Origin of the sequence: Plantactinospora sp. CA-290183 (assembly GCF_050936375.1) — a bacterium.
Taxonomy (GTDB): Bacteria; Actinomycetota; Actinomycetes; order Mycobacteriales; family Micromonosporaceae; genus Plantactinospora.
Genome location: NZ_JBNJMX010000001.1, coordinates 922,397 through 947,797, shown reverse-complemented (window position 1 = coordinate 947,797; position 25,401 = coordinate 922,397). Strand labels below are relative to the sequence as shown.

Here is a 25,401-nt window from a genome sequence, read left to right as displayed (position 1 = left end):
CCGGGGGTAGACTCGGGCACTCGGCGGCGACCCTGCGCGAATTGCCCGGCCCGCCCCTCCTGACCAACCGACCTGACGAGGGACCATGAGCATCAGTACCTCGGGTGGCGAACAGCGCCGCCCGTCCGTGGTCAGCACCGGCAAGAAAGCGCCGGCCGGCGGCAGCCCCGCCGCGGGCGGCAAGTCGGCGAGCGGAGCCAGGCCGGTGACACCACGGCCCGGTGGCGGCGGCAAGAAGCAGGGGCGCCGGCCGGTCTCACCGGTCAGGGTCAGCCAGGGCCGGTCCTGGGGCTCGATCGGGCTCTTCGTCGCGGTCGGCGTGGTCGCCGCCGCGATCATCGGCTACGGCGCGTACGCGGTGATCCAGAACGGCAAGAGCTGGGAGGACAAGGCCGCCGCGATCGACGGGGTGGTCAACTTCCGCGAGAGCGACCCGTCCGTGGTGGCGCCGCTGCCGGGCAAGCAGTCGCACGAGCCCGGCCCGCTGACCTACAAGGTCAACCCGCCGGTCGGCAGCAGCCACAACGCCGCCTGGCAGAACTGCATGGGTGACGTCTACGACGCGCCGATCGCCAACGAGCACGCGGTGCACAGCCTGGAGCACGGGGCGATCTGGGTCACCTACAAGTCCGACCTCCCCGCCGAGCAGGTGGAGAAGCTGGCCGGCAAGATCCGGGGCAACGAGTACATGCTGATGAGCCCGGTGCAGGACCTCGGCGCGCCGATCTCGCTCCAGGCCTGGGGCTACCAGCTCAAGCTCGACAACGCCGACGACGGCCGGATCGACGACTTCATCTCGGCGCTGCGCGAGAACGCCTCGATGGAGCCCGGCGCTCCCTGCTCCGGCGGCATCACGGCCACCGGCACCGCCCCGCGCGACAACGTCCCGCAGAACGAGGGGCAGATGCCCCCGCAGGGCGGGGAACTGCCCCCGCAGGGCGGCTGATGAGTCTCTCCACCGGATCGGGCGCGCCGGCCACCGCCGGCGCCTCCGCCCAGCCCTCCGCCGCGCCGGCCAGCACTGGCCGGCGCGGCTACGGCGTGGTCTGGCTGGCGCTCGCGATCGTGGTCGGGCTGCTCCTCGGGTACGCGGGCGGGCTGCTCACCCCGGGCCTGCTCCGGCCCGGCGACACCTCGCCCGAGGCCGGATTCGCCCGGGACATGTCGACGCACCACGCCCAGGCCGTCGAGATGGCGATCCTGGCGCACGAGAAGGCGACGGACCCCGACGTACGGATCGTGGCCGCCGACATCGCGCTCACCCAGCAGGCCCAGATCGGCATGATGCGGACCTGGCTGCGTACCTGGAACCTGAACCCGACCGGCAGCCAGCCGCGGATGGCGTGGATGCCGCAGGGCACCGAGATGGTGCGGAGCGGCCTCATGCCGGGGATGGCCACCGACGCCGAGCGCGCCCAGCTGCGCGCCGCCACCGGCCGCGACTTCGACGTCCTCTTCCTGCGGCTCATGCGCAACCACCACATCGGCGGCATCCACATGGCGGAAGCCATCCTGGATCTCTCCGACGACGAGCAGGTCACGGCGCTGGCCGAGTCCATGAAGAGCGGACAGCAGAAGGAGATCGCGTTGATCGACTCGCTGCTCGCGAAGCTCGGCGCCGCTCCCAGGTAGCGGGCCGACAGCACCTCGTCATCCGGCTCACGGGCGCCGGCGGGAATCTCCCGCCGGCGCTTCTTTGTCGGTCACACCGCGCCTCGGCATTACATCCGATACGGGTGCCTTAGGAGGGTTGCCCGGTTGGAGAGGTTTCTCCGGACATAACGTGACCAGTCCTGATCCGCCGTCGTTGTCCTGAACATGGGGGTTGCTCTCAAGGACGCACGCCGGTCGGTGACCAGTTGGTGCCGTCGGCACACCATCGGTGGCGACGGCGCGGTCGCCGCCGCCCGTCGCGGGCAGCGGCCGGGCGAGGCGGGCACGCTCACCCGCGAGCAGGAACTCGACCTCATCGAGGCGCTGCGCGGGCGCTACCCGGACCAGCACGGACTGGACGACGAACTCTGGACCCGGCAGGCCGTGGCCGCGCTGATCCACCGCCGGTACGACCTGCGCCCCGACCCGGCCGAGGTCGCCGGATACCTGCGCGCCTGGGGCCTCGGCCCCCGTGAGCCGACCGACCGGGCCTGCGGCCTCTGCGTCGACCGGGTCGCCGTCTGGATGGAACGCGCCTACCCGGCGATCGTCCGCTCCGCCCACGAGCACGGAGCCGAGCTGCACTGGATCGGCCGTACCCGGCTGCACGGGGTGGTGCCGGCCGCCGACGTGCTGTCCGCGATGTCCGTACGCGGCCGGGTGCGGTTCATGATCGCCACCCCGACCGTGGACCCGCCACTCCCCCGGGACTTCCTGCTCCGCCTCAGCGGCACGGACGGCAGGGCCGTACACGTGGTGGTGGACGGCTCCTGGTCCCGCGCCGAGTGGCCGCGCCGCCTGCCGCCGCGCATCGTGCCGCACCCGTTGCCCAGCTGCGGCCGCTCGGCGTGACCGGAAGGCCGGTGCGCCGGCCCCGGGTGCCCCGGCTCGACCCGGCGGATACCGATTCGGCCCGCCGTGGGGTCGGCTGCTATCCTTCCTGAGTCGCTGAGCCCCCGTAGCTCAGGGGATAGAGCACCGCCCTCCGGAGGCGGTGGCGCAGGTTCGAATCCTGCCGGGGGCACCAAAGAGATTATGGGCAGAACAAGCCAGACGGATTGTCTTGTAAACACAGCCGAGGGCCGTCCAGTCCTCGGCTTCTTGCTGCCCGTCCACCTGGTCGGCGATGGCAACAGCCACCCGCCGTCCGCTGGCGCCTCGGCACCGGGCCTGCCCGGCAGCCGTCACTGATGCGGGACGTCGATGCCGGCCGCCCGCAGGTTCGCCTCGACCAGCGCGTTCAGCCGGCCGATGGACTGCCACTGGTCTTCCCGGTGGTGGTTGACCAGTCCGTACCGGTAGGCGGCGTCGGGCCGGTCCTGAAACCCGGTCGGCATCACCAGCAGCGCGCGGTTGGCCAGTAGCTTGTCGGCCAGTGCGGACGCCAGTTCCTCGATCCGCGGGTCGTCCGGATCCCAGGACATCGCATCGCAACCGCGCCTGATCAGTTCGACGAACTCGGGATCGTCGAGCGAATGTTCGAGCCGGGTCAGAAAGCTGTCGAAGATCTCCGGAACCAGCGCCCGGGCCAGCACCAGAGCCTCCCGTTGGATGGCCACGTAGTCCGGACTGAAATCGAGATCGGCGAGTCGGTCCAGGACCGCGCAGGCCCGGTCGGGCAGCAGGACCCGGTCGCCATGGGCGAGCCGGTGCAGCGTGTCCCGGCGCGCGATCAGGTCGTCGATCCGTTCGGTGAGCCGATGACCGACGTCGTCCAGGGCGGCGGAGAACCGCTCGGGATCGGCGTCGAGCAGGTCGCAGATCTCGGCCAGCGGCACGCCGGCCCCGGCCAGGGTCCGGACCTGGACCAGCCGGAGCAGGTCGGCCGATCCGTAACGCCGGTAGCCGGAACCGTCACGTTCCGGCTCCTGGAGCAGGCCGAGACGGTGATAGTGCCGCACGGTCTTGATCGTGACGCCGACGAACGCCGCCGCCTGACCGATCGTGAGCCCGTCCGCCATCGGCTCAACCCACCTCCGGATCGTGGGCGGTCGCGGTCTCGCGAACCGCGTCGACGACGGCACGGAAGTCCTCGTGTGGGATCGAGCCGTGGTCGCTGGCGACCTTCGCGCTCATTCTGAGGTACGGGTTGCGGGCGATCACAGCGGCGAGGGTAGCGCGCAGCTGTGCCAGCTCATCACCCTTGTCGCCGAGGCTGCCCCCGGGGCCGGGGACGCTTGCGGTGCCGGTCAGCCCATGATCGCGACAGGGGTTGACCTTGACCTTGGGGCAGGGTGCACGCTCACTTCATGGCTGCCTCGAAGGGGCCGGTGGCCCTACTGTCCCGAGGTAAGGAATGACCGTGTCTGAGTCCCGCCACACCATCAAGAACACCGCTGCCGGGCAGGATCGCCCGGAGCTGCGCAAGGCCATCGAGGAGATCGTCGATGGCGGTTTCGCCGGGGTGCAGCTGCGCGTGCACGATGACCGGGGCGAGTGGGTCGGCAGCGCCGGGGTGCGCGAGCTGGGCGACGCCGCCGAGCCGCCGACCGACGGGCGGTTCCGGATCGGCAGCACCACCAAGACCTTCACCGCGACCGTGGTGTTGCAACTGGTGGCCGAGGGCAGGATCGGGCTGGACGCCCCGGTGCACGACCACCTGCCCGAGTTCGGGCTGGACCGGCGGATCACGGCGCGGATGCTGCTGCAGCACACCAGCGGGGTGTTCAACTTCACCGGCGAGGTCTATGACGACGGGACGTTCGCGCCGGGGATCCCCGCGATCGGCAAGGAGTGGGTGGACAACCGGTTCCACACCTACCAGGACGAGGAACTTGTCCGGCTGGCGTTGTCCAAGCCGGCGCGGTTTGAGCCGGGCACGGACTGGAACTACTCCAACACCAACTACGTACTGGCCAAGCTGCTGATCGAGAAGGTCACCGGCCACTCCTACGCCGAGGAGATGCAGCGGCTGATCCTGCGGCCGCTCGGCCTGTCGGGCACCGTGGTGCCGGGCGCCTCGCCGGAGGTCCCCGAGCCGCACGCCCACGGCTACTACCAGTACCAGGATGCCGGTCAGTGGAAGACGGTCGACACGACCCGCTTCAACCCCTCCTGGATCTCCGCCGCCGGCGACATGATCTCGACCACCGAGGATCTCCACACGTTCATCTCCGCGCTGCAGGGCGGCAAGCTCCTGCCGGCCCCGCTGCTGGCCGAGATGCGTACGCCGCACCCCAAGAGTGGCGACTACCGCTACGGCCTGGGGTTGTTCGTGGAGGAGACGGACTGCGGCGGAACCGTCCTGCACCACAACGGCGGCCTCTGGGGCTGGGCGGCGCTGATGTACAGCACGCCCGATGGCAGTACCACCCTGACCGGCTCGCTGACCTCCGGCGACGCCGAACTCGACTTCGCCGCCATGGCCGAGGCGTTCGAGCAGGTGAAGCAGAGGCTCGTCAAGGAGGTGTTCTGCGGCGGGCAGGCCGGATCGGCTGACGAGGCGGCCGAGCCGACTCAGCCGACAAGCTGAGCACCGGAGGTGGTGCCGGGGGCACGTCCAGCACCGCAAGAGGCAACGCGAACCGGTGTACGGTGCCAGGCGCGCACCCGGATCGCGGCTATGTCGGATCGTCGGACCTTGAACCCGGACGGTCCTCGGGCGGCAGCCAACCGTTGGCCACCTAAAATCTTGCGGACAAGCACCCGGACAAGGAGGAGCGTGTCGTGGTGCGCTCGGCACCGTTCCTGCTGGAGTGCTTGCACCGGGCCGGGATGCGCGATGTGGTCACAGTGGAGCCGGCGACGGGTGGGCTCGCGGCGCTCGCCGGCATAGCCACCCGCCGGAACGCGCCGCCGGTGTTCGTCAAGGCCTTCGCCGACGCGCCGGCCGACGACGTTTTCGTCGCGGAGGCCGAAGGACTGGCCACCCTGCGCGAGCTTGGTGGGGTGGCGACACCCGAGGTGATCCTGGCCGACCGGGAACTGCTGGTGTTGTCGGTGCTGCGACCGAGGCCGCGCAGCGAGACCTTCTGGGAGCAGTTCGCGCACGCGCTCGCCCGCATGCACATGAGCACAACCCACCCCCGCTTCGGGTGGCACCGCGACAACTGGCTGGGCCGCCGCCGGCAGATCAATACCTGGCACGACGACGGCTTTGCGTTCTTCGCACAGCACCGGCTGCTCCGGTGGCTCGGACAGCCCCGCGTCGAGGCGGCACTCGACCCCGCGCACCGGGCGGCGCTGGAGCGGCTGTGTCACCGGCTGCCCGACCTGCTGCCGGACCGGCCGGCCTGCCTGACCCACGGCGACCTGTGGGCACAGAACATCCTGGCCACCCCGGACGGGCAGCCCGCGCTGATCGACCCGGCGGTGTCCTACATGTGGGCCGAGGTCGACCTCGCCCACGTGTGGTCCACCTCGCCCCCGCCCGAAGCGCAACGGTTCTTCGCGGTCTACGCGGACCTGACCTCCCTCGATGACGACTGGCCGACCCGCATGCCGCTTCTCCAGCTGCGACAACACCTCACCGTGCTGGCCCAGTTCGACGACGACTGGGGCGCGGGCGACCAGATCCGTGCCACCCTTGCCCCGTTCCGGACACGAACCTGACCAGAGGCCCGCAACCCTGAGCCGGCATTCGCTAGATCAGCCTCACTCGCCTCGGGTACCTGCGCCATCGGAGCGAGCATCGGAGGACGCGTTGAGCGCCGCGTCGGACCGTGTGATCATCGGCTGCCGAGGCACTGGTTCAGCGGGGCACGGCGAACAAGCGTACGATTGGGGCATCCCGGAAATGACGACATCCCACTCTTGAGGTGCCCGCCACGCCGGACCCAGCCCAGACGAGGGCGTCATGGCAGTTCCGCAGACCCGAAACACACCGGCAGAGCCGGCCAGCCCGGCACCGCTCGCCCCGGTCCGGCCCTCGACGCCGCCCCAGAACGCGCCCCGGCCCCGGGCCGGTGCCGCCTGGGTCAGGGTCGGCATCGCCGCGTTCACCCTCGTGGTGCTCAGCGTCTTCGTGCTACAGAACACCCGCGACGTCGAGGTGACCTTCCTGTGGATGCACGGCGCCCTGCCGCTGGCCGCGGCACTGCTGATCGCGGCCGTCGGAGTGATCATCCTGGCCATGGCGGTGGGCGCCGCCCGAGTCAGCAGAGTGAACCGCCGGGCCCGACAGCGGCACTGACACCGGCCCCGGGCAACCACCGGACGCGCCGTGGACATCGAGTTCCTTCATGCGCCATCAACCAGAAGAATTCAGGGGACACACGATGTACATCGATAAAGCTGAGATTGTCGCGACACTGCGGTCCCGAGGAATGGACAGCAGGGCCGACTGGGTCGACCGCCAGCTGCCTGCCATGGTGGACATCAAGAAGAACAGCTCGTTGCTCAAGACGCTCGACATCCACCCCGCCAGCATGCCCACCGAGAGCGTCGGGGCGGGGCAACGCTGAGTCGTTCGGAAGCGGCTGACCCGACCGGGGCAGCGTCGCTTGGTGTGACGGCGGGGTAACCGGCCGGGCGGATATCAGTTGATCCTTTCTGTGAGCCCGCCCGCTGTCCCGCCAGGACCGCCGTCAGTCAGCCCGGGTGACCGATGACGACCGACCAGGCGGTGGGGTTGGCGCGCCGGGCCGAGGGGCCGCAGCGCCCGACTCTGCTGGAGCTCTTCCTCGATCTGGTCTTCGTCGCCGCACTCGCCCTGACCTCGCAGAAGTTGGCGTCCGACCTGAGCTGGGTCGGAGCCTTCCAGAGCCTGGTGCTGCTGATGGCGGTCTGGTGGATCTGGTCCGTCACCGCCCTGACCACCGATCTCTACCTCGCGCAGCGCCCACCGATCTATCCGATGACCCTCTCGGTGATGCTCGGCACCATGCTGATGGCCGCCGCGCTGCCGGTGGCCTTCGCCCGGGACGGCCTGATCTTCGCGGGTGCGTACGTGGCGATCCACCTCGGTCGGAGCCTGTTCCTGCTGCCCGGGCTACGGGGTCCGCAGGCGCACCGGCAGGCCGCCCGCTTCTTCTTCTGGTTCGCCGTCTCGGCCGTACCGTGGCTGGCCGGAGCTGTCGCCACCGGCCCGGCGCGGGCTGCGCTGTGGGCGGCGGCCCTCGCCCTGGACTACGGGACGGCCTGGCTGCGCTATCCCACCCCCCGCCTCGGCCCGGTGCCGAGATCCCAGTACATGCTGGCGGCCGAACATCTCGCCGAGCGCTACCAGCAGTTCTTCACCCTCGCCCTCGGCGACATCATCCTGGTCACCAGCCTGACGTTCGCCGGGACCGGGTTCGCCGTCGACCGGACGGGGGCGTTCGTGGTCGGGTTCGCCACCGCCGTACTGTTCTGGCAGATCTACGTTCAGCGTGCCGGCGCGCTGTTGCAGGCGGCCATCGAGGCCTCCCGCGACCCGGGGCGGCTCATGCGGTCCGCGCCCTACACCCACCTGCTCATGGTGGCGGGCGTGGTCGCCGCCGCGGCCGGCGCCGAGGTCGTGATCGCCCATCCCACCGGCCCCACCACCGCCGGTCTGGTCGGCGTCCTGCTCGGCGGGCCCGCGCTGTTCCTGGTCGGCCGGGTCCGGTTCGAGTACGAGATCTTCAGCCGGGTCTCCCGGACCCGGCTGCTCGCGCTGCTGCTGCTCGTGGTCGTCGCTCCCGCGATGATGTTCGTCCCACCGCTGGTGGTCGCCGTCGTGGGCAACCTCGTCCTCGCCGGGGTCGCCGCGTCAGACCTTCTTCGTGCCCGGGGCCGCCCGCCCGAACCGCCGTCACCGGCCCTCTGAGCCCGGCGTCCGGGCCGCTGCCTCCGCACCGGCGGGAGCGACGCGCGGCGGGGTGGACCGTACGCTCGGCTGCCGGGACCGGTCGGCCCGGCTCCCTCTCGCGGTCGTCATCCTCGCGAGGCGGAGACAGCCCAGGAGAGGACCCCACCATGACAGCCTTCGAGGAGCACTCGCCCATCGTCGAACCGGACCCTGCCGCCACGCCGGGGCGGGAAGCCGGGGAGGGGACATCGCGGACGGCCACCGCGGCCGTGATCGTCTGTCTGCCGACCGCCGACCGTGGCACCTCGTTCCGGTTCTACCGGGACGGGCTCGGCCTGGCGCCGATCGGCGAACTCGCCGACGACGGCGTACCCGAGCCGTTGCAGTTCGTGCTCAACGACGGTCTGCGCCTCATGCTGATCCCCACCGGTGGTTTCGGCTGGGTCCTCGGCGGACGCGAGGTCGCCGCGCGGGATAGCAGCGAGTGTGTGCTCAGCCTGGCCGCCGGGACCGAAACCGAGGCCGAGGAGATCGTCCGGCGGGCCTGCGCGGCCGGTGCGACCCTCGTCACCGCCCCGGAACGCCAGCCGTGGGGATATTCGGGTGCCTTCGCGGACCCCGACGGCCACGTCTGGATGGTGACGGCCTAGTCAGCCGGGCGGGGTCCGGCGATCGGGGCCGCACCCGGCGGGGATTGTCCGCTTTCGCCGTCGCCGCGCCGACTGTACGTGACGGCCTGCACACCCTCGAGCCACCGGGTACCCGTACGGCCAGAATTGGCACCGGGTCCCGGTGACACCCGGCGGCAGTCGGGGCGCCGCCGCCGCGACGATCGGCGGGCCGAGGCGTTTACCGAACCCTTAACTGCTGCTTGGGATGGTGGCCGGGAACGACGAGCGGAGCGGGAGTACGGGGCGTGCGGGTGCTGGTGGCGGACGACGAGCGGTTGCTGGCGGACACGGTCGCCGAGGGGCTGCGTCGCCTCTCCATGGCGGTCGACGTCTGCTACGACGGCGACGGCGCGCTGGAACGGGTCGGGGTGAACCGGTACGACGTCGCCGTGCTGGACCGTGACATGCCGGGCCACAGCGGTGACGAGGTGTGCCGGCAGATCACCCGATCCGACGCCGGTACCCGGGTGCTGCTGCTCACGGCCGCCGCCGGGATCCGCGACCGGGTCGAAGGGCTCGACCTCGGCGCCGACGACTACCTGACCAAGCCCTTCGCCTTCGCCGAGCTGGTCGCCCGGATCCAGGCACTCGGCCGGCGGTCGACCCCGGCCGTACCGCCGGTGCTGGAGCAGCACGGCGTCGTCCTGGACGTGGCCCGGCACGCGGCCTCGCGTGACGGCCGGCCGCTGCACCTGAGCCCCAAGGAGTTCGCGGTGCTGCACGTGCTGCTGCGGGCGGCGGGACAGGTGGTCAGCGCGGAGGAACTGCTGGAACAGGCCTGGGACGAGCACGCGGACCCCTTCACCAACTCGGTGCGGGTGACCGTGATGACCCTGCGCAGGAAGCTGGGCGAGCCGGGGATCATCCACACCGTGCCCCGGACCGGCTACCGGATCGGGGGTTGATCATGGCCTGGACCCCGAGGCGGCGGGTACTGCTGGTCGGCGTGGCCGCGCTGCTGGTCGGCTACCAGGCGCCGGCGCTCTCCGGCTGGCTCCTGGGGTGGCAGTGGCGGGTCAGGAACCTCTGCGACCTGCCGGGCGTGGGCGCGGCCTGCGACCAGCTGAACGCCGCTTCCGCCCTGCTGCCGGCCGCCGCGCTGCTCGTCGTCGTGCTGGTGAGTCTGGCGGCGCTGCGCTGGGCGGCCATCTGGTGCCTGCGGCCGGTCCGGCAGCTCGCCCGGCCCGTCTCGCACGTCGGGCCGCAGAACCTCGGCTACCGGATCCGGGCCGACGGAACGGACGAACTCGCGGAGCTGTCCCGGGCCCTCGACGAGATGATGGACCGCATCGCGGCCGGGTACGAGGGACAGCGGCGGTTCGCCGCGAACGCCTCGCACGAACTGCGGACCCCGCTGGCCGTCCAGCGGACGCTGATCGAGGTCGGCATGGCCCAGCCGCTGACGAACGAGCAGGTCGAACTGCTCACCGCGCAGCTCCTCCAGACCAACGAGCGCAACGAACGGCTCATCGAGGGCCTGCTCGCGCTGAGCGAGAGCGACCAGGGCCTGCGCTCGCGTACCCCGCAACGGCTCGACGAGATCGCCGCCGCCGTGGTCGCCGGGTACGCCGACCGGGCGCGCGACGCCGACGTGTCGATCAGCACCCGTCTCCGGCCCAGGGTCGTCCCGGGTGAGCGGGTGCTGCTGGAGCGGCTGGTGACGAACCTGGTGGAGAACGCGATCAAGTACAACCGGCCGGGCGGGACCATCGAGGTCACCGTGGGCGGGGCACCGGCGCTCACCGTGGTCAACACCGGACCCGCCGTACCGGCCGAGGCGGTGGCCGGCCTCTTCGAGCCGTTCCGGCGCCTCTCCGCGGACCGTACCGCCCACGGCGGTGGCGCCGGGCTCGGGCTCACCATCGCCCGGTCGATCGCCCAGGCGCACGACGGCGTCATCTCGGCCGAACCCGCCGGCCCCGGGGGCCTGCGCGTGGACGTCCGGCTGCCCGGCCAGCTCTGATCCCAGGCCCGGCCGCCGTGCCGGCAGCCGTCCCACCGTCCCGAGGCACCGCAGCCGGTGCCGACCCTGCCCTCGGCACGCCCGAATTCCCCCGGCACGCCCCGCTCAAGGAGAACCGCCGTGACGACCCTCCGGGTGCCCCGTCCCGCAGCCCCGACCCCGCCCGCCACGGGCGCGGGCCCGGCGGCGGTCCGGGCCGGCTCGGAACGGGCGCAGTGGGCGGACGTCGCCAAGGGCGCCTGCATCCTCCTCGTGGTGCTGTGGCACGTCGTGGTCAAGCACTACCTCCAGATCGACTGGCACGTCGGCGTGCCGGTGCCCGGCGCCTGGGGCCTGCTGGGCGAGCAACTCCTGCCGCTGCGGATGCCCCTCTTCTTCACCATCTCGGGCGTCTTCGCGGCCAACGCCGTCAACCGGCCGTGGCGGGTCGCCGGACGTACCCGGATCGCCGGATTCCTCTACCTCTACGCGATCTGGTTGCTGATCCACACCGCCCTGCTCGCCGCCGCGCCGGGCTTCCCGACCGACCGCGCCCGATCCGGCACCGACCTCCTGGCACAGCTCACCATCACCCCGTCGAACCTCTGGTACCTGTACGCGCTCGCGCTCTACTTCACCCTGGCCAAGGCCGTACGACGAATCCCCCGGCCGGCGGTCCTGGCCGCCGCCGCGGCGCTCTCCGTCGTCACGGCGGCCGGTCTGCTCGACACCCCGGGCAACCGGGGCGGGCTCTACCAGAACCTGGTCTTCTTCCTCGCCGGCCTCTACCTGCGGCCGTACGTGCTGCGGTGGGCGGCCACCGCCACCGACCGCCGCCTGGCGCTGACCTTCCTCGGGTACGCCGGGGTGCTGGCCCTGATGGGCGTGGCCGGCGCCGAGCGCTGGCCCGGGGTGTGGCTGCTGGTCTCGGTCGTCGCGGTGGGCTTCGGGGTCACCGCCGCGGTACGGGCCGGCCGCTGGCCCGGGTTCGCCGACCCGCTCGCCGCCCTCGGCCGCCGTACCCTGCCGGTCTACGTCATCCACATGCCGGTACTGGCGCTGGCGCACCGCTGCCTCGTCGGCCCGGTGTCGGAGCTGGGCGGAACCGGCCAGGCGCTGCTCGTACTCGGATATCCGGTCCTGCTGACCGCGGCGGTGCTCGGGCTGAGCCTGGCGCTGCACCGCGCACTGACGGCGGCCCGCCTGACGTGGCTGTTCGCGCTGCCCCGGTTCGGGATCCGCCGGACCGGGCCGCGGCAGCGGGGCGACTAGACCGCCCGTTGGGTGGTCCACAATCCACATACGGCGGCGTACGCTCGGCCCGACACACGGCCCCCGGCGGCGCTGCCGGATCGACGGCCGTGCCGCCGGTCCCGCTCCGGTACGTCACCGGGCCTGGCACCCAGGTGGACGGTGGGAAGGGCAGGAATGAAACCGAGACGCACGATACTGGTGGCGGCCGCCGCGGCGCTGCTCACCGTGGTGTCGCTGGCGCCGGCGAGCCAGGCCGCGCCAGCGCGCTACACGCACCTCAACCCCGGGGGGCAGCCACGGCTGACCGAGCGGGTCCCGGTCAACGTGGTCTTCGTCGGCTACGAGCCGACGCAGGTGTCCCGGTCGTCGTTCCTGGCGGGACTGCCCGCCGGCTACGACCCGGTGGTCCGGTCCCGGCTGCTGTACGGGGTGACGGAGAAGCTCGGCCTGCACTACGACTACGACTACCGGGTCAGCTACACCGACCGGCGCTACGAGGACCGGTTCTTCGGCGAGCTGAGCCGGCTGGCCCGGCCGGCGCCGCTGACCGAGTACCAGACGCTGTACAACGGGCAGCAGGGCAACGTGCTCGACGTCGCGGCCAACCACCACATCGACGCGCCGAGCGTGGAGAAGTGGCTGGCCACGCACCCGCCCGCCGGGGTCGACACCCGGCGCAACACGGTCTTCTTCGTCAACTGGTACGGGCGGTCGGACTTCAAGTTCCACGTCTACACCAAGACCGACGAGCCCGACCCGGACACCGGCTACAACTTCGGCGTCGAGCGGGACAGCCGGAAGATCATCGCCTGGGGCGGCACCACGGCCGCCGACGAGGAGAACGGCCTCGGCTCCACCCGCCGGATCTGGTTCCACGACCTCTCCGCCGGACCGGAGTCCTGGACCGACAACTGGAACGTGGACGAGCCGGATCTGGACGGCAACGGCGCCGAGGACTACCGGATGCCCCCGATCTGGGAGTACGTCGCCGGCGGCTACCGGGCGCCGGGCGAACTCGCCGGCGACCTCGGCCGGATCACCCGGTACGTCGCGCTGAACCTGCTCTTCACCACCTCGCCGCTCTACCCGGTGGAGCTGCCCACGGCCGAGCCGCCGCGCTCGATCAACCTGGACAGCAACGTCTACGAGGGCTGGCCGGGGGTGGACGCCTCCAGCCGCTACGTCGACTCCGACCTGCTCCTCGCCGAACTCCGGGAACTGCGCTGGCGCAACACGCTGGACTACGACAGCCAGGACCTGCCGTTCAGCGGCGAGGCCGAGCGCTGTTACCGGCTGGTGATGGAGTCCGACGAGTCCTGCTATCCGGAGACGGGCTTCCCGCCGTTCGCCAACTTCTACCTCCAGAACCAGCGGGAGCTGGCGCGTACCCAGGACGATCAGGGCAAGGTCGACTACGAGCTGCCGATGTTCAGCTACGCGGTCCCGGAGGGCACGCCGGTGCCCGGACTGGGCTTCGCCGACGACAACTACGTCGACGGCACCCAGTCGTACGTCTTCGCGTTCATCTCGCCGGAGATCGTCGAGTCCGGGTACGGGCTGACCACGACGCTGATCCACGAGGTGGGCCACCACATCGGGATGAGCCACCCGCACGACGGCTACGACAGCGCGTCCGGGGTGGAGTACGGACCGGTCGACGAGTTCTACTTCGCGGGCGCCGGTGACCAGAGCAACTCGATGATGAGCTACATCGACCTGAACTGGGACTTCAGCCAATTTGATCATGACAACAGCGATCGTTTCCTCACCGCCGCGTACAACGAGGCGGCGAACCGGCTCGCCGCGGACGTACTCGCGGCGCCCGGCGCGCACCGGGCGCAGGACGAACTGAAGCTGGCGGACGGGCTGCTCGGCCTGGCCAAGGTGGCCCTGGCCGCGCACCGGTACAAGCCGGCCTACGCGCTCGCCGAGCAGGCGTACGCGCAGGTCGTCCGGGGTGCCGGACAGGCGGGCGTACCGGCCGGCGAGGTCGCCCGGCAGATGGCCGGGGAGGCGAAGGCCGCCCGGACCGTCGTCGAGTCGACCGGGCCGCACGAGTTCATCGACAGCCTCGACCCGGACGGGCCGCGCAGCCAGCCCTGACGGCGCCGTGGGCGGGAGCGGGCCATCACCCGTTCCCGCCCACGCGCCGACCACGCCGACCGCGCCACCGGGTCGAGCCGGCCAGCACCAGCAGCAGCGCTGTCCCGAACATCGCGGTGCCGACGACGTTGACCTGCGGCGGTATCCCCCGCTGGTTGGCTCCCCAGACGTACATCGGGAAGGTGACCGTGGTGCCGGAGTTGAAGTTGGTCACGATGAAGTCGTCGAAGCTGAGCGAGAAGGCGAGCAGGGCGGCGGCCACGATGCCGGGCAGCACCAGCGGCAGCGTGACCCGGCGGAAGACCTGCCACGGCGTGGCGTACAGGTCCAGCGCCGCCTCCGTCAGCCGGTGGTCCATTCCGGACAGACGCGCCCGGACCGTCACCACCACGAACGACAGGCAGAACAGCACGTGCGCGATCACCACGGTCCAGAAGCCCTGCGGTACCCCGGCCGCCACCAGAAGGGCGAGCAGCGCGGTGCCGAGCACCACCTCCGGGGTCGCCATCGGGGCCAGGACCAGCAGGTTCACCGCGCCCCGGCCCCGGAAGCGATGCCGGGCCAGCGCGAAGGCCAGCAGGGTGCCGAGCACCGTGGAGACCACGGTGGCGAGGAAACCGATCTGTACGCTGCGCAGCACCGCGGTACACATCTCGGCGCTGGCGCACGGGTCGCGCCAGTTCTCCAGGGTGAACTCGTGGAAGTCGTACGACAGCCGGCTGGCCGGGCGGTTGAACGACAGGCCGGCGACCACCACGACCGGCAGCAGCAGGTAGCCGAGCACCAGGGCGGCCACCCCCAGCACCCAGTGGTCGGCGAGCCAGCGGCCGAGTCGGGAGGACACCGCTAGCCCAGTTCCTCGGCGCCGCTGCGCCGCAGGTAGCCGACCACCAGGACCAGTACCGCCGCCATCAGCAGGACGGCGAGGGCGGCCCCCTGCGGGTAGTCCAGCCGGACCAGGAAGGCCGAGTCCACCACGTTGCCGATCATGTACGCGTTGGGGGTGCCGAGGAGTTCGGCGCTGACGTAGTCACCGGTCGCCGGGATGAAGGTCAGCAGCGTGCCGGCGACCACCCCCGGCATCGACAGCGGAAGGGTGACCCGCCGGAACACCTGGACCGGGCCGGCGTACAGGTCCCGGGCCGCCTCCACCAGCCGATGGTCCAGCCGTTGCAGGCTGGCGTAGAGCGGCAGCACCATGAACGGCAGGTAGCAGTAGGTCAGGCTGGTGACCACCGCGACCGGGGAGGCGAGCAGCCGGCCGTCCGGCGGGAGCAGGTGCGCCGCGCGCAGCAGGCCGACCAGGACACCGGTGTCGGCCAGGATGGCCTTCCAGGCCAGGGTCCGGACCAGGAAGCTGGTGAACATCGGCGCCACCACGCAGACCAGCAGCAGGTTGCGCCAGCGCCCGGCGCGCAGCGCGATCGCGTACGCCAGCGGGTAGCCGAGCAGCAGCGCCAGCCCGGTGGCGAGCGCGGCGAAACCGAACGAGCGGACCAGGTGCGGCCAGTACGCCGACAGCGCCGCCGGGTAGTTGCCGACGGACCAGTTCATGACGTACCCGCTGGTCAGCGAGCCGGCCGGGTCGTAGAGGCTGGTGGCGACAAGCTGGATCGCGGGCAGCACGAAGAAGACGACCAGCCAGAGCGTGCCCGGCAGCAGCAGCAGGTACGGCAGCAGCCGGCCGCGCCGCGCCGGCCGCCAGGGCCGTGGCGGGGCGGACCCGCCGGTACCGGCCGGCACCGTCATGCCGGGGTCTCCCCGGCGGCGGTGCGGGGCAGCAGGAAGGCGTGCCGCGGGTGCCAGTGCGCGACCACGCTCGCGCCCACCGGGACCGGCGTGGTCACGCCGTCCGCCGCCGCGAAGACGGAGAGTTCCGTCCCCCACCGGGTGCGGAGCTGGTACTGCGTGCTCACCCCGAGGTAGGCCGCGTCGCCGACCACCGCCGCCACCGACTGGTGCCCGCCGGGGACCGGCTCGCCCGCCCCGGCCAGCCGCAGCTTCTCCGGCCGTACCCCCAGCAGGACCGGGCCGTGCTCGGCCCGGGACCGGGCCACGGGCACCGACCACCGCTCGCCGTACGCCTCGACCAGCACGTCTCCGCCGGCCCGGCCGACCACCTCGCCCGGCAGCAGGTTGGACCGGCCCAGGAAGGAGGCGACGAAGGCGCTGGCCGGGAACTCGTAGAGTTCGGCCGGACGGCCGAGTTGTTCGATCCGCCCGCCGTTCATCACCGCCACGGTGTCGGCGAGGCTCATGGCCTCCTCCTGGTCGTGCGTGACGTGTACGAAGGTGATCCCCACCTCGGACTGGATCCGCTTCAGTTCCAGCTGCATCCGGCGGCGCAGCGCCAGGTCCAGCGCACCGAGCGGTTCGTCCAGCAGCAGCACCCGGGGTTCGTTGATCAGGGCACGGGCCAGCGCCACCCGCTGCTGCTGCCCACCGGACAGCTCCGCCGGCCGGCGCGCTCCGTACCCGTCGAGCTGCACCAGCGACAGCATCCGCGCCACCCGCTCGGCCACCTCCGGTACGCCCCGACGGCGCAGCCCGAACGCGACGTTCTCGAAGACGTCCAGGTGCGGGAAGAGCGCGTAGCTCTGGAAGACGGTGTTCACCGGCCGCCGGTACGGCCGCAGCCCGGTGACGTCGCCGCCGCCGAGCAGCACCCGCCCGCTGGTCGGCTCGGTCAGCCCGGCGACCATCCGCAGCGTGGTGGTCTTGCCGCAGCCCGACGGGCCCAGCAGGGCGAAGAACGATCCCGGCGGCACGGTCAGGTCGATCCCGTCGACGGCGGTGACCTGGCCTCCGCCCCGGCGCCGCCCGCCGCCGAACCGCTTGGTCAGCTCGACCAGCCGCAGCTCCCCCGCCATCCCGTCAACCCCCGATGACCTGCTGGAACTTCGACTCGTACGCCCGCTCCCGCTCCTCGGTGAGCGTCATGAAGCCCTTCGCCCGGCCCAGCAGCGCGTCGTCGGGGAAGATCAGCGGGTGATCGGCGAGTTCCGGGTCGATCCGCTCCATCTCCGCCCGGGCGCCCCGGACCGGGCAGATGTAGTTCACGTACGCCGCGAGCCGGGCCGCCACCGCCGGTTCGTAGTAGTAGTCCATCAGCGCCTCGGCGTTGCCCCGGTGGGTGGCCCGGTTGGGCACCAGCATGTCGTCGGAGTAGAGCATCACCCCGGAGTCGGGGGCGACGAACCGCACCTTCGCGTCCTCGGCGGCGAGCTGGATCACGTCGCCGGACCAGGCCACGCAGGCGGCGATGTCTCCGCGGGCCAGCTCCGGGGCGTAGTCGTTTCCGGTGAACCGGCGGATCTGGCCGCCGCGTACCGCCGCGCGGAGCTTCTCCAGGGCCTGGTCGAACTGCGCGTCGGTGAAGTCGGCCGGGTCGTGGCCGTTCGACTGGAGCAGCAGGCCGACGGTGTCCCGCATCTCGCTGAGCATCGTGACCCGGCCCTTCAGGTCCGGCCGGGTGAGCAGCTCGTCGACGGTGCGGATCTCGCCGGTCACGTTGCCGTTGTAGGCGAGCCCGGCCAGGCCGGACTGCCACGGGATCGCGTACGCGTTCTCCGGGTCGTACGCCCGCGCGCGCAGTGACGGGAGCAGGTTGGCGTGCACGGTGGCCAGCCGCGCCGGGTCGAGCCGCTGGACCCAGCCGAGCCGGATCATCCGGGCCGCCATCCAGTCGCTGAGCACGACGATGTCGCGGCCGATCGGCTGGCAGGCGGCGAGCTGGTTGCGTACCTTGCCGAAGAACTCGTTGTTGTCGTTGATGTCCTCGGCGTAGCTCACCCGGATCCCGGTCCGGGCCTGGAACGCCTCCAGGGTGGGCCGCCGCGACCCGTCGTCGGTCACGTCGAGGTACTGCGGCCAGTTGGAGAAGGCCAGCTCCTTTTCGGTGCCCGACCGGTCCTCGCTGGCGCAGTCGGCCTCGCTCCGGGCGGCCCCCCGGGTCCCGCAGCCGCCCAGGGCGGCCGTCGCGGCGGCCAGTGCCGCCGAGCCGGCCAGGCCACGCAGCAGGGTCCGCCGGGGCAGCCGCGGCTCGGGGCGGGATCGGTCGCGCATGGCACGGGCTCCTCGGGGCGGCGGCCGGCGGGCCGGTACGCCGGTGGCGACCCGCTGGCCGGAGATCAACACAAAGACTCTAGCCAGACCCGGGATCGCGACCCGCTCCAGCGTCACCGGCCCTCCCCCGGCCTCGCCGGCGAACCCGCGCTCCCCCCTCGGTGCCCCTGGAGCGGTCATGCCCTGACGCGGCCTGTAGACCTGCCCGCACGAACGGGACACCGCAGCCGCAGCGGTCGGCCGTCGGCGGGCGGGCGCACGAACGGGGCAGGCCTACAGGCCGTGAGACGAGACACCGCGGCGGGCCGCCTGCCGACGGGCGCACAAACGGGGCAGGCCTACAGGCCGGGCTGCTGCCAACCGGCCCGGGAAGCGCACAGAGCGGGATGGCCCGGGGTCGCCGAGCCGCCGCTCGCTAGTGGCTGGGCGGGATGACCCGGAGGTGGCCGCGCCGGCCGGTCTGCTGGCCGGTCTGCGGATCGACCCCGGTCTCCTCCGGACGCGCCGGCGCCGGGCGGGCCGCCTCGCGTACCGCCTCGGCGAGCGCGACCAGGTCGTCCGTGGTCGGCGGCGGCGGCTCGAACTCCCCCTCGTGCCGGACCACCTCCCAGCCGCGCGGCGCGGTCAGGCTGCGGGCGTGCGGCTCACAGAGGTCGTACGTGTGGGGCTCGGCGAACGCGGCGAGCGGTCCGACCACGGCGGTGGACTCGTTGTAGACATAGGTCAGCGTGGCTACGGCCTGTCGGGGGCAGCCGTTGCGGGAGCAACGCCGTGGTGACCTCACGGCGGCACGGTATCGCCACTACCGGCCCCGTGACTCCGCTTGCCGTTCCGACACGCCGGTAGCGGTGATCACAATTCGGGCGTGCCGCTTCCGACACGGCCGAATCCCCGAGCCGACGCCGCTCGGACCAGGACTACCCTGGCGTCGTGGGCCGGAGCCCACGGCCGAACGCGAAGCGGGGTTGAGATGACAAGTCCGGAGAATCGTCGGCCCAACCCCGGGCGCCGCACCCATCGGGACCGGCACGGGCGCGGGCTGCGCGGACGTCTCGTACCCGCCACCGTGCCGCTGGCCCGTACCAAGTCCGAGATCTTCGACGACCTGGTGCTCGACACCGTGGAGACGCTGGAGCGGCGGTTCGCCAAGGAACTGGCCGGCGTCGAGTTCGCGGTCGAGGACGTACCGCCGGATCTCAACGTCTACGACTCGGACGTGCTGGAGGACGGCGAGGTGCCGCTCGCCCGGCTGCTGCCCGGCCGCCCCGGCCGCCAGGAGGTCCCGCCGAGGATCGTGCTCTACCGTCGGCCCCTGGAATTCCGGGCGATCGACCGGGAGGATCTGGCGGACCTCGTGCATGACGTGATCATCGAGCAGGTCGCGAACCTGCTCGGCGTCGATCCCGACGAACTCGCCTGACGGCCGGGCGCCCGCCAGGGCGTGGACCGGCCTGGCCCGGGCGGCCCCCACCACCCGGGCCCGACCACTCAGGCGACCCGACGCTTCAACTTGCGCCGCTCGCGCTCGGACAACCCGCCCCAGATCCCGAACCGTTCATCGTGCCCCAGCGCGTATTCCAGGCACTCGGTCTTGACCTCGCAGCGGGAGCAGATCCGCTTCGCCTCACGGGTCGAGCCGCCCTTCTCGGGAAAGAACGCCTCCGGGTCGGTCTGCGAGCACAGCGCGCGCTCTTGCCACTCCGGAGCATTCCCGAGCAGGTCGGCCACCTCGAGTCGGCCGTCCATCCAGTTGCCTCCTTATCGCGCACCGGCACAGCCGGCGCAACCCCCCACGCGGAAGGCGTGTTTGTCCGTCCGGTAGCGATTTGATGCGCTCCGTACGAACGACCCCACTGAAATTACACGCGTGTAATGCGTGCGTCGTCAAGCGGAACCTGCTAAGTAGGGCCACCCTGCCGCGTGTCCGGACGACGGTCACGCCGTCGCGGTCTCGCAACCTGCCCTATCGATTCAGACCGGGCAGGGGTAACGCACGCTCGGCGAGTTGCACCCAAGTTCCGGCGTGGCGCGGCACGGCGCGCCACGCCGGCTCCCCGGCGGCGGTGGCCGGAACCGGACTCAGCGCACCCGCTCGTAGACCGTGGTACGGCGGCGCGCGGGGCGTCCCGCGGCGGCCGCGATCCGCTCCAACTGGGCGACCGTACGCGCCGAACCGTGGTCCGAACCGGCCATCCGGGAGATCGTCTCCTCCATCAGCGTGCCGCCGAGGTCGTTGCAGCCGCTCCGGAGCAGCTCCGCGGTGCCGGCGTCCCCGAGCTTGACCCAGGAGCACTGGATGTTGGCGATCCGGCCGTGCAGGAGCAGCCGGGCCATCGCGTGCACGACCCGGTTCTCCCGCCAGGTCGGGCCGGGCCGGGCGATCCCGGCCAGGTAGATCGGCGCGTTGGTGTGTACGAACGGCAGCCCGACGAACTCGGTGAACCCGCCGGTGCGGTCCTGCACCCCGGCCAGTACCCGGAAGTGCCCCAGCCACTGCCCGGGGTGGTCCACGTGGCCGTACATCATGGTGGAGCTGGACCGGATGCCCAGCTCGTGCGCGGTGCTCACCACCTCGACCCAGGCGGCGGCCGGCAGTTTGCCCTTGGTCAGCACCCAGCGCACGTCGTCGTCGAGGATCTCGGCGGCGGTGCCGGGAATGGTGTCCAGGCCCGCCTCGCGCAGTGCGGTCAGCCACTCCCGCACCGGTACGCCGGCCTTGGCGGCGGCGGTGACGATCTCCATCGGCGAGAAGGCGTGCACGTGCATCCCCGGCACCCGGGTCTTGATCGCCCGCACCAGCTCGGCGTACGCGGTGACCGGCAGCTTGGGGTCGATGCCGCCCTGCAGGCACACCTCGGTCGCGCCGTCCCGCCACGCCTCCTCGGCCCGGTCCGCGACCTGCTCGACGGAGAGCCGGTACGCGTCGGCGTCCCGCTCGCGCTGGGCGAAGGCGCAGAACCGGCAGCCGACGTAGCAGACGTTGGTGAAGTTGATGTTGCGGTTCACCACGTAGGTGACGTCGTCGCCGACCGTTGCCCGACGGACGTCGTCGGCGAGCCGGCAGAGCTCGTCCAGGGCCGCCCCGTCGGCGCCGAACAGCGCCAGCGCGGCGGCCTCGTGCCGGGGCTCCAGCAGCGCGGCCGGGTCGTCGGCGGCCAGCCGGAGACCGGCCCGCAGGTCATGATCGGCATGATCAGGGGCCCCGTCGGGCGACCCGCCGGCGACCCGCGGGAACTGCTCCCTGATCACCGGGATCTTGGGGGTCGGGGGTGCGGGGGTGAGCTTGGCGCTGACCTCGGCCCAGTCGCCGTAGACGTGGTCGAAGTCCCCGCGCCGGTCGGCGGTGCGGCCCGCGGTGTCGATCGTGGCGTGCAGGTCGGTCCGGCCGGCCGGGACGAACTGCTCGTCCGGCTCCTGCCAGGGCCGGCCGGTGGGACGGGCCGCCTCGACCGCCAGGCCGGTCTCCGGGTCGGCCAACGCGGCCACGTGCGCCGCGAGCCGGGGGTCGAGCCACGGGTCGCCCCGGCGGACGTACTCGGGGTAGATGGTCAGCCGTTCCCGGAGGGTGAACCCGGCGGCGGCCGTACGGGCGGCCAGCTCGTCCAGGTGCGGCCAGGGCCGCTCCGGGTTGACATGGTCCGGGGTGACCGGCGAGACGCCGCCCCAGTCGTCGATGCCGGCCCGGAGGAGGAGGTCGAACTCGCCGGCGATCAGGTTCGGCGGCGCCTGCATCCGGGCCCGGGGGCCGAGCAGGATCCGGGCCACCGCCACGGTGGCGGCCAGCTCGTGCAGCTCGGCGTCCGGCATCCCGCGCATCGCCGTGTCCGGCTTGGCCCGGAAGTTCTGCACGATGACTTCCTGGAGGTGGCCGTACTCCCGCATGCTGCGCCGGATGGCGAAGAGCGAGTCGACCCGTTCGGCCGGGGTCTCGCCGATGCCGATCAGGATGCCGGTGGTGAACGGCACCCCCACCCGGCCGGCGTCGTCCAGCACCCGCAGCCGCACCGCGGGCTCCTTGTCCGGCGAGCCGTAGTGCGGTCCGCCGGGTTCGGACCAGAGCCGCGTCGCCGTCGTCTCCAGCATCATGCCCATGCTCGGCGCCACCGGCTTGAGCCGTTGCAACTCGGCCCAGGAGAGCACGCCCGGGTTGAGGTGCGGCAGCAGGCCCGTCTCCTCCAGCACCGCGATCGCGCTGGCCCGGACATAGTCCAACGTGGAGTCGAAACCCCGCTCGGTCAGCCACTGACGCGCCTGTGGCCAGCGCCGCTCCGGCCGGTCACCGAGGGTGAAGAGCGCCTCCTTGCAGCCCTGCGCCGCGCCGGCGGCGGCGATCGCCAACACCTCGTCCCGCTCCAGGTAGGCGGCGGGCAGCCGGTGCGGCACGGTGGCGAAGGTGCAGTAGTGGCACCGGTCCTGGCAGAGCCGGGTCAGCGGGATGAAGACCTTCTTGGAGAAGGTCACCACCCCGGGGCGCCCCGCCTCGATCAGCCCGGCGTCCCGCACCCCGGCGGCGACCCCGAGCAACCCGTCGAGGAGTTCGCCCCGCGCGGCGAGCAGCGCGGTCGCCTCGTCCGGGTCGAGGGCCCGTCCGTCCGCCGCGCGACGCAGGGCCCGACGGATGCTGGCGTCGGTCGGTGCCCGGTCAGTCCCATCAGCCACCCGTGCAGCCTAGGCCGTATCCCGGACACCGCACGCCCGGACGTGGGGCCGGCACCCGGCCCCACGCCGTGGCAACGATCACAGCGCCCGGCTCACCGCCGCCGGGTCACGCCTGACGCGGCGGCTGGGTCGGGTCGTCGTCCGCCTCCGGAGCGGGCGGCCGGGCACCCGCCGACGGCTGCTGGCTGGCCGGGTTGATCCGCTGGGTCCGCTCGTCCGCCGGCCCGGAGCCGGAACCGGTGCGCTGGTGCAGCACCTGGGTGCGCTCGGCCTCCTCGTCCTCGGTCCCGGCCGGCGAGGGCGAGGACGAGGCGGGCGAGGGCGAGGCGGGCGGTGCCGACGCGGGCGGTGCCGACGCGGGAGCGGCCGGGACCGGCGGGGCCGGGGACGGGGCGGCGGGCGGCGCCGAGGCGGGGGCCGGCGGAGCCGACGACGGAGCCGGGGCCGGCGGGGCCGAGGTGGGCGGAGCCGAGGTGGGCGGGGCCGAGGTGGGCGGGGCCGAGGTGGGCGGGGCCGAGGTGGGCGGTGCGCCGTACCCGGGCTGGCCGAAGCTGGCCGGGGTGCCGTAGTCGATCGGCTGGCCGAAGACGGTCGGGCTGCCGTACGTGGTGGACTGGGCGGGACCCTGCGGGTAACCGGCGGGCGGGTAGCCGGGCTGCTGGCCCGGTACCGGCGGGTAACCCGGGTAACCCTGCCCGGGGTGCCCGTACGGCTGGGGCTGGCCGTAGAGGCCGGGCTGCCGCTTCGGCTTCGGCACGTGGTACAGGGTGCGCCAGACGCGGTACACCACGAACGCCGCCACGCCGAAGAGCGCCACCAGCGCCGTACGGCTCAGCAGGGTGAGGAAGAAGTCCTTGAACCTCGCCTCGGCCAGCGTGTCGATCAGCCACGGGAAGATCGTGATCAGCCCGAAGAAGGCGGAGACGCCGTACTCGGCCAGCGCCGCCACGGTGATCACCTTGGCCCGGGGAACCGGCGGCTGGACGTGCGTGGCCAGCAGCACCGCGAGCACCGGCAGCACGATCGCGGTGAGCCCGATGAAGCTGCCGGCGGTGTACCGGGCCCGGTCGGTGTAGTCGTCCGAGTTCGGCACGAGGAGATCGATCACGGCGGCGAAGAGCAGCAGGGCATTCGCCCCGATCAGCACGAACGCGATCAGCTCGCGCAGCGGCTTGGTCACCTGACTGGCCTGCGGCGCGTCGGACGGCGCTGGCCCGGGCTGACTGGTCAAGACTCCCCCTTCGGGCGGTGGCGGACGGTGGCGACGCATGAGCCTAGTCCGCCCACCCGCACAGTGCCCGACGACAGCCGGTAGGCGAGGATGGTCGACATGCGCATCGTGGTACTGACCGGGGGCATCGGCGGCGCCCGCTTCCTCACCGGCGTACGGGCGTACGCCCGGCAGGCCGGCGCCGAGGTGACCGCGGTGGTCAACGTGGGCGACGACGTGATCATGCACGGCCTGCGGATCTGCCCCGACCTGGACAGCGTGATGTACACCCTCGGCGGGGGCGCCGACCCGGAACGCGGCTGGGGGCGGGCCGGCGAGACCTGGACGGTCAAGGAGGAGCTGGCCGCGTACGGTGCGGAGCCGACCTGGTTCGGCCTCGGCGACCGGGACGTGGCGACCCACCTGGTCCGGACCACCATGCTCGACGCCGGATATCCGCTCTCGGCGGTGACCGACGCGCTCTGCGCCCGCTGGCGACCCGGGGTACGCCTGCTTCCCGCCACCGACGACCGGCTGGAGACCCACGCCGTGGTGAGCGACCCGGGCGGCGGGTCCGACGGCGCGGGCACCCAGCGGGCCATCCACTTCCAGGAGTGGTGGGTACGCCACCGGGGCGCCCTGCCCACCCACCGCTTCGTCTTCGTCGGCGCCGAGGCGGCCAAACCGGCGGCCGGGGTGCTCGACGCGCTCGCCGGGGCCGACGCGGTGCTGCTCGCCCCGAGCAACCCGGTGGTGAGCATCGCCCCGATCCTCGCCGTGCCGGGGCTGCGGGAGGCGCTGGTCGGCGGCCGGGCACCGGTGATCGGGGTCTCGCCGATCATCGGCGGCGCCCCGGTACGCGGGATGGCGGACCGCTGCCTGGCCGTGCTTGGCGTGCCCTGCACCGCCGCCGGGGTCGCGGAGCTGTACGGCGCCCGTTCCGCCGGTGGCATCCTGGACGCCTGGCTGGTGGACTCGGCGGACGCCGGGGTGGCGGTACCGGGGCTGACCGTGCGGGCGGCCCCGCTCTGGATGACCGACGAGGCGGCGACGACGGAGATGGTCCGCGCGGCGTTGGCGCTGGGCCGACCCGGCGAGGAGCGGGGATGACCCGCCGGGGACGGGCCGTGGAGCC

At 72.4% G+C, this 25,401-nt stretch carries 25 protein-coding genes and 1 tRNA gene; 16 read left to right on the top strand and 10 right to left on the bottom strand.

Features of this window, described 5'->3' with window-relative positions:
- Positions 1 to 85: 85 nt before the first annotated feature.
- The 4 genes from ACQEUR_RS04505 (at position 86) to ACQEUR_RS04490 (ending at position 2,680) form a co-directional block, all read left to right on the top strand.
- Positions 86 to 946, top strand: coding sequence for a DUF3105 domain-containing protein (locus ACQEUR_RS04505; RefSeq protein ID WP_433025577.1), 861 nt, complete (start codon positions 86 to 88; stop codon positions 944 to 946).
- Positions 946 to 1,632, top strand: coding sequence for a DUF305 domain-containing protein (locus tag ACQEUR_RS04500; protein ID WP_433025574.1), 687 nt, complete (start codon positions 946 to 948; stop codon positions 1,630 to 1,632). Before ACQEUR_RS04505 ends, ACQEUR_RS04500 begins: the two co-directional genes overlap by 1 nt.
- Before the next feature lie 186 nt (positions 1,633 to 1,818).
- On the top strand, positions 1,819 to 2,505 hold the full coding sequence (locus tag ACQEUR_RS04495) for a winged helix-turn-helix domain-containing protein (RefSeq protein ID WP_433025571.1): 687 nt from the start codon (positions 1,819 to 1,821) through the stop codon (positions 2,503 to 2,505).
- Between the two features lie 100 nt (positions 2,506 to 2,605).
- Positions 2,606 to 2,680 (top strand) — tRNA-Arg (locus tag ACQEUR_RS04490).
- 157 nt (positions 2,681 to 2,837) lie between these two features.
- Here the strand turns inward: ACQEUR_RS04490 and ACQEUR_RS04485 are convergent.
- Positions 2,838 to 3,614 (bottom strand): MerR family transcriptional regulator, encoded by a 777-nt coding sequence (locus ACQEUR_RS04485; RefSeq protein WP_433025568.1) that lies wholly within the window; start codon positions 3,612 to 3,614, stop codon positions 2,838 to 2,840.
- Between the two features lie 4 nt (positions 3,615 to 3,618).
- A complete protein-coding gene (locus ACQEUR_RS04480) occupies positions 3,619 to 3,756 on the bottom strand; it encodes a hypothetical protein (RefSeq protein WP_433025565.1) in 138 nt (45 codons plus the stop codon).
- 199 nt (positions 3,757 to 3,955) lie between these two features.
- Here ACQEUR_RS04480 and ACQEUR_RS04475 point away from each other — a divergent pair, with 199 nt between their 5' ends.
- The 10 genes from ACQEUR_RS04475 to ACQEUR_RS04430 all read left to right on the top strand — a co-directional run bounded on the left by ACQEUR_RS04475 (position 3,956) and on the right by ACQEUR_RS04430 (position 14,332).
- The gene (locus ACQEUR_RS04475; protein ID WP_433025562.1) at positions 3,956 to 5,125 is read left to right on the top strand and encodes a serine hydrolase domain-containing protein; all 1,170 of its coding nucleotides are present in this window, start codon (positions 3,956 to 3,958) and stop codon (positions 5,123 to 5,125) included.
- Positions 5,126 to 5,319: 194 nt separating this feature from the next.
- Entirely contained in the window at positions 5,320 to 6,204 is an 885-nt protein-coding gene (locus ACQEUR_RS04470) for a fructosamine kinase family protein (RefSeq protein WP_433025559.1), read from the top strand.
- A 244-nt stretch (positions 6,205 to 6,448) separates the two neighbouring features.
- Positions 6,449 to 6,784, top strand: a complete 336-nt coding sequence (locus ACQEUR_RS04465; RefSeq protein WP_433025556.1) for a hypothetical protein — start codon at positions 6,449 to 6,451, stop codon at positions 6,782 to 6,784.
- Between the two features lie 85 nt (positions 6,785 to 6,869).
- Positions 6,870 to 7,055: a hypothetical protein gene (locus tag ACQEUR_RS04460; RefSeq protein WP_433025553.1), complete on the top strand. Its 186-nt coding sequence runs from the start codon at positions 6,870 to 6,872 to the stop codon at positions 7,053 to 7,055.
- A gap of 143 nt (positions 7,056 to 7,198) precedes the next feature.
- The gene (locus ACQEUR_RS04455) at positions 7,199 to 8,380 is read left to right on the top strand and encodes a low temperature requirement protein A (RefSeq protein WP_433025550.1); all 1,182 of its coding nucleotides are present in this window, start codon (positions 7,199 to 7,201) and stop codon (positions 8,378 to 8,380) included.
- Between the two features lie 149 nt (positions 8,381 to 8,529).
- On the top strand, positions 8,530 to 9,012 hold the full coding sequence (locus ACQEUR_RS04450) for a VOC family protein (RefSeq protein ID WP_433025547.1): 483 nt from the start codon (positions 8,530 to 8,532) through the stop codon (positions 9,010 to 9,012).
- 266 nt (positions 9,013 to 9,278) lie between these two features.
- The gene (locus ACQEUR_RS04445; RefSeq protein ID WP_433025544.1) at positions 9,279 to 9,938 is read left to right on the top strand and encodes a response regulator transcription factor; all 660 of its coding nucleotides are present in this window, start codon (positions 9,279 to 9,281) and stop codon (positions 9,936 to 9,938) included.
- Positions 9,939 to 9,940: 2 nt separating this feature from the next.
- Complete coding sequence (locus ACQEUR_RS04440; protein WP_433025541.1) at positions 9,941 to 10,996, top strand: HAMP domain-containing sensor histidine kinase; 1,056 nt, start codon at positions 9,941 to 9,943, stop codon at positions 10,994 to 10,996.
- Positions 10,997 to 11,116: 120 nt separating this feature from the next.
- Positions 11,117 to 12,247: an acyltransferase family protein gene (locus tag ACQEUR_RS04435; RefSeq protein WP_433025537.1), complete on the top strand. Its 1,131-nt coding sequence runs from the start codon at positions 11,117 to 11,119 to the stop codon at positions 12,245 to 12,247.
- A gap of 156 nt (positions 12,248 to 12,403) precedes the next feature.
- Positions 12,404 to 14,332, top strand: coding sequence for a hypothetical protein (locus ACQEUR_RS04430; RefSeq protein WP_433025534.1), 1,929 nt, complete (start codon positions 12,404 to 12,406; stop codon positions 14,330 to 14,332).
- 25 nt (positions 14,333 to 14,357) lie between these two features.
- On the opposite strand, the gene ACQEUR_RS04425 is transcribed toward ACQEUR_RS04430, so the two are convergent.
- The 5 genes from ACQEUR_RS04425 to ACQEUR_RS04405 form a co-directional block, all read right to left on the bottom strand.
- Positions 14,358 to 15,176: an ABC transporter permease gene (locus tag ACQEUR_RS04425; RefSeq protein ID WP_433025531.1), complete on the bottom strand. Its 819-nt coding sequence runs from the start codon at positions 15,174 to 15,176 to the stop codon at positions 14,358 to 14,360.
- A gap of 2 nt (positions 15,177 to 15,178) precedes the next feature.
- Positions 15,179 to 16,081: an ABC transporter permease gene (locus ACQEUR_RS04420; RefSeq protein ID WP_433025528.1), complete on the bottom strand. Its 903-nt coding sequence runs from the start codon at positions 16,079 to 16,081 to the stop codon at positions 15,179 to 15,181.
- Positions 16,078 to 17,202, bottom strand: a complete 1,125-nt coding sequence (locus ACQEUR_RS04415; RefSeq protein ID WP_433025525.1) for an ABC transporter ATP-binding protein — start codon at positions 17,200 to 17,202, stop codon at positions 16,078 to 16,080. Before ACQEUR_RS04415 ends, ACQEUR_RS04420 begins: the two co-directional genes overlap by 4 nt.
- Positions 17,203 to 17,206: 4 nt before the next feature.
- Positions 17,207 to 18,397, bottom strand: coding sequence for a polyamine ABC transporter substrate-binding protein (locus ACQEUR_RS04410; RefSeq protein WP_433025522.1), 1,191 nt, complete (start codon positions 18,395 to 18,397; stop codon positions 17,207 to 17,209).
- Positions 18,398 to 18,812: 415 nt separating this feature from the next.
- Complete coding sequence (locus ACQEUR_RS04405; RefSeq protein ID WP_433025520.1) at positions 18,813 to 19,181, bottom strand: DUF3499 domain-containing protein; 369 nt, start codon at positions 19,179 to 19,181, stop codon at positions 18,813 to 18,815.
- A gap of 186 nt (positions 19,182 to 19,367) precedes the next feature.
- Here ACQEUR_RS04405 and ACQEUR_RS04400 point away from each other — a divergent pair, with 186 nt between their 5' ends.
- The gene (locus tag ACQEUR_RS04400; protein WP_433025517.1) at positions 19,368 to 19,817 is read left to right on the top strand and encodes a metallopeptidase family protein; all 450 of its coding nucleotides are present in this window, start codon (positions 19,368 to 19,370) and stop codon (positions 19,815 to 19,817) included.
- A gap of 68 nt (positions 19,818 to 19,885) precedes the next feature.
- Here ACQEUR_RS04400 and ACQEUR_RS04395 read toward each other — a convergent pair whose 3' ends face one another.
- The 3 genes from ACQEUR_RS04395 to ACQEUR_RS04385 all read right to left on the bottom strand — a co-directional run bounded on the left by ACQEUR_RS04395 (position 19,886) and on the right by ACQEUR_RS04385 (position 24,287).
- Complete coding sequence (locus ACQEUR_RS04395; RefSeq protein WP_192765159.1) at positions 19,886 to 20,143, bottom strand: WhiB family transcriptional regulator; 258 nt, start codon at positions 20,141 to 20,143, stop codon at positions 19,886 to 19,888.
- Positions 20,144 to 20,476: 333 nt separating this feature from the next.
- Complete coding sequence (locus ACQEUR_RS04390) at positions 20,477 to 23,056, bottom strand: bifunctional FO biosynthesis protein CofGH (RefSeq protein WP_433025513.1); 2,580 nt, start codon at positions 23,054 to 23,056, stop codon at positions 20,477 to 20,479.
- A 106-nt stretch (positions 23,057 to 23,162) separates the two neighbouring features.
- Complete coding sequence (locus ACQEUR_RS04385) at positions 23,163 to 24,287, bottom strand: hypothetical protein (RefSeq protein WP_433025510.1); 1,125 nt, start codon at positions 24,285 to 24,287, stop codon at positions 23,163 to 23,165.
- A 99-nt stretch (positions 24,288 to 24,386) separates the two neighbouring features.
- Between ACQEUR_RS04385 and cofD the strand changes: the two genes are divergently transcribed.
- The gene (gene cofD / locus ACQEUR_RS04380; RefSeq protein ID WP_433025507.1) at positions 24,387 to 25,376 is read left to right on the top strand and encodes a 2-phospho-L-lactate transferase; all 990 of its coding nucleotides are present in this window, start codon (positions 24,387 to 24,389) and stop codon (positions 25,374 to 25,376) included.
- Positions 25,377 to 25,401 lie beyond the last annotated feature (25 nt).

Bases quoted from the DNA above. Each gene is read 5' to 3' on its own strand.
- ACQEUR_RS04440 (WP_433025541.1), top strand. From the start codon at position 9,941: ATGGCCTGGACCCCGAGGCGGCGGGTACTGCTGGTCGGCGTGGCCGCG.
- ACQEUR_RS04455 (WP_433025550.1), top strand. From the start codon at position 7,199: ATGACGACCGACCAGGCGGTGGGGTTGGCGCGCCGGGCCGAGGGGCCG.
- ACQEUR_RS04400 (WP_433025517.1), top strand. From the start codon at position 19,368: ATGACAAGTCCGGAGAATCGTCGGCCCAACCCCGGGCGCCGCACCCAT.
- ACQEUR_RS04485 (WP_433025568.1), bottom strand. From the start codon at position 3,614: ATGGCGGACGGGCTCACGATCGGTCAGGCGGCGGCGTTCGTCGGCGTC.
- ACQEUR_RS04395 (WP_192765159.1), bottom strand. From the start codon at position 20,143: ATGGACGGCCGACTCGAGGTGGCCGACCTGCTCGGGAATGCTCCGGAG.
- ACQEUR_RS04495 (WP_433025571.1), top strand. From the start codon at position 1,819: ATGGGGGTTGCTCTCAAGGACGCACGCCGGTCGGTGACCAGTTGGTGC.
- ACQEUR_RS04505 (WP_433025577.1), top strand. From the start codon at position 86: ATGAGCATCAGTACCTCGGGTGGCGAACAGCGCCGCCCGTCCGTGGTC.
- ACQEUR_RS04465 (WP_433025556.1), top strand. From the start codon at position 6,449: ATGGCAGTTCCGCAGACCCGAAACACACCGGCAGAGCCGGCCAGCCCG.
- ACQEUR_RS04460 (WP_433025553.1), top strand. From the start codon at position 6,870: ATGTACATCGATAAAGCTGAGATTGTCGCGACACTGCGGTCCCGAGGA.
- ACQEUR_RS04450 (WP_433025547.1), top strand. From the start codon at position 8,530: ATGACAGCCTTCGAGGAGCACTCGCCCATCGTCGAACCGGACCCTGCC.
- ACQEUR_RS04500 (WP_433025574.1), top strand. From the start codon at position 946: ATGAGTCTCTCCACCGGATCGGGCGCGCCGGCCACCGCCGGCGCCTCC.
- ACQEUR_RS04415 (WP_433025525.1), bottom strand. From the start codon at position 17,202: ATGGCGGGGGAGCTGCGGCTGGTCGAGCTGACCAAGCGGTTCGGCGGC.
- ACQEUR_RS04420 (WP_433025528.1), bottom strand. From the start codon at position 16,081: ATGACGGTGCCGGCCGGTACCGGCGGGTCCGCCCCGCCACGGCCCTGG.
- cofD (WP_433025507.1), top strand. From the start codon at position 24,387: ATGCGCATCGTGGTACTGACCGGGGGCATCGGCGGCGCCCGCTTCCTC.
- ACQEUR_RS04410 (WP_433025522.1), bottom strand. From the start codon at position 18,397: ATGCGCGACCGATCCCGCCCCGAGCCGCGGCTGCCCCGGCGGACCCTG.
- ACQEUR_RS04430 (WP_433025534.1), top strand. From the start codon at position 12,404: ATGAAACCGAGACGCACGATACTGGTGGCGGCCGCCGCGGCGCTGCTC.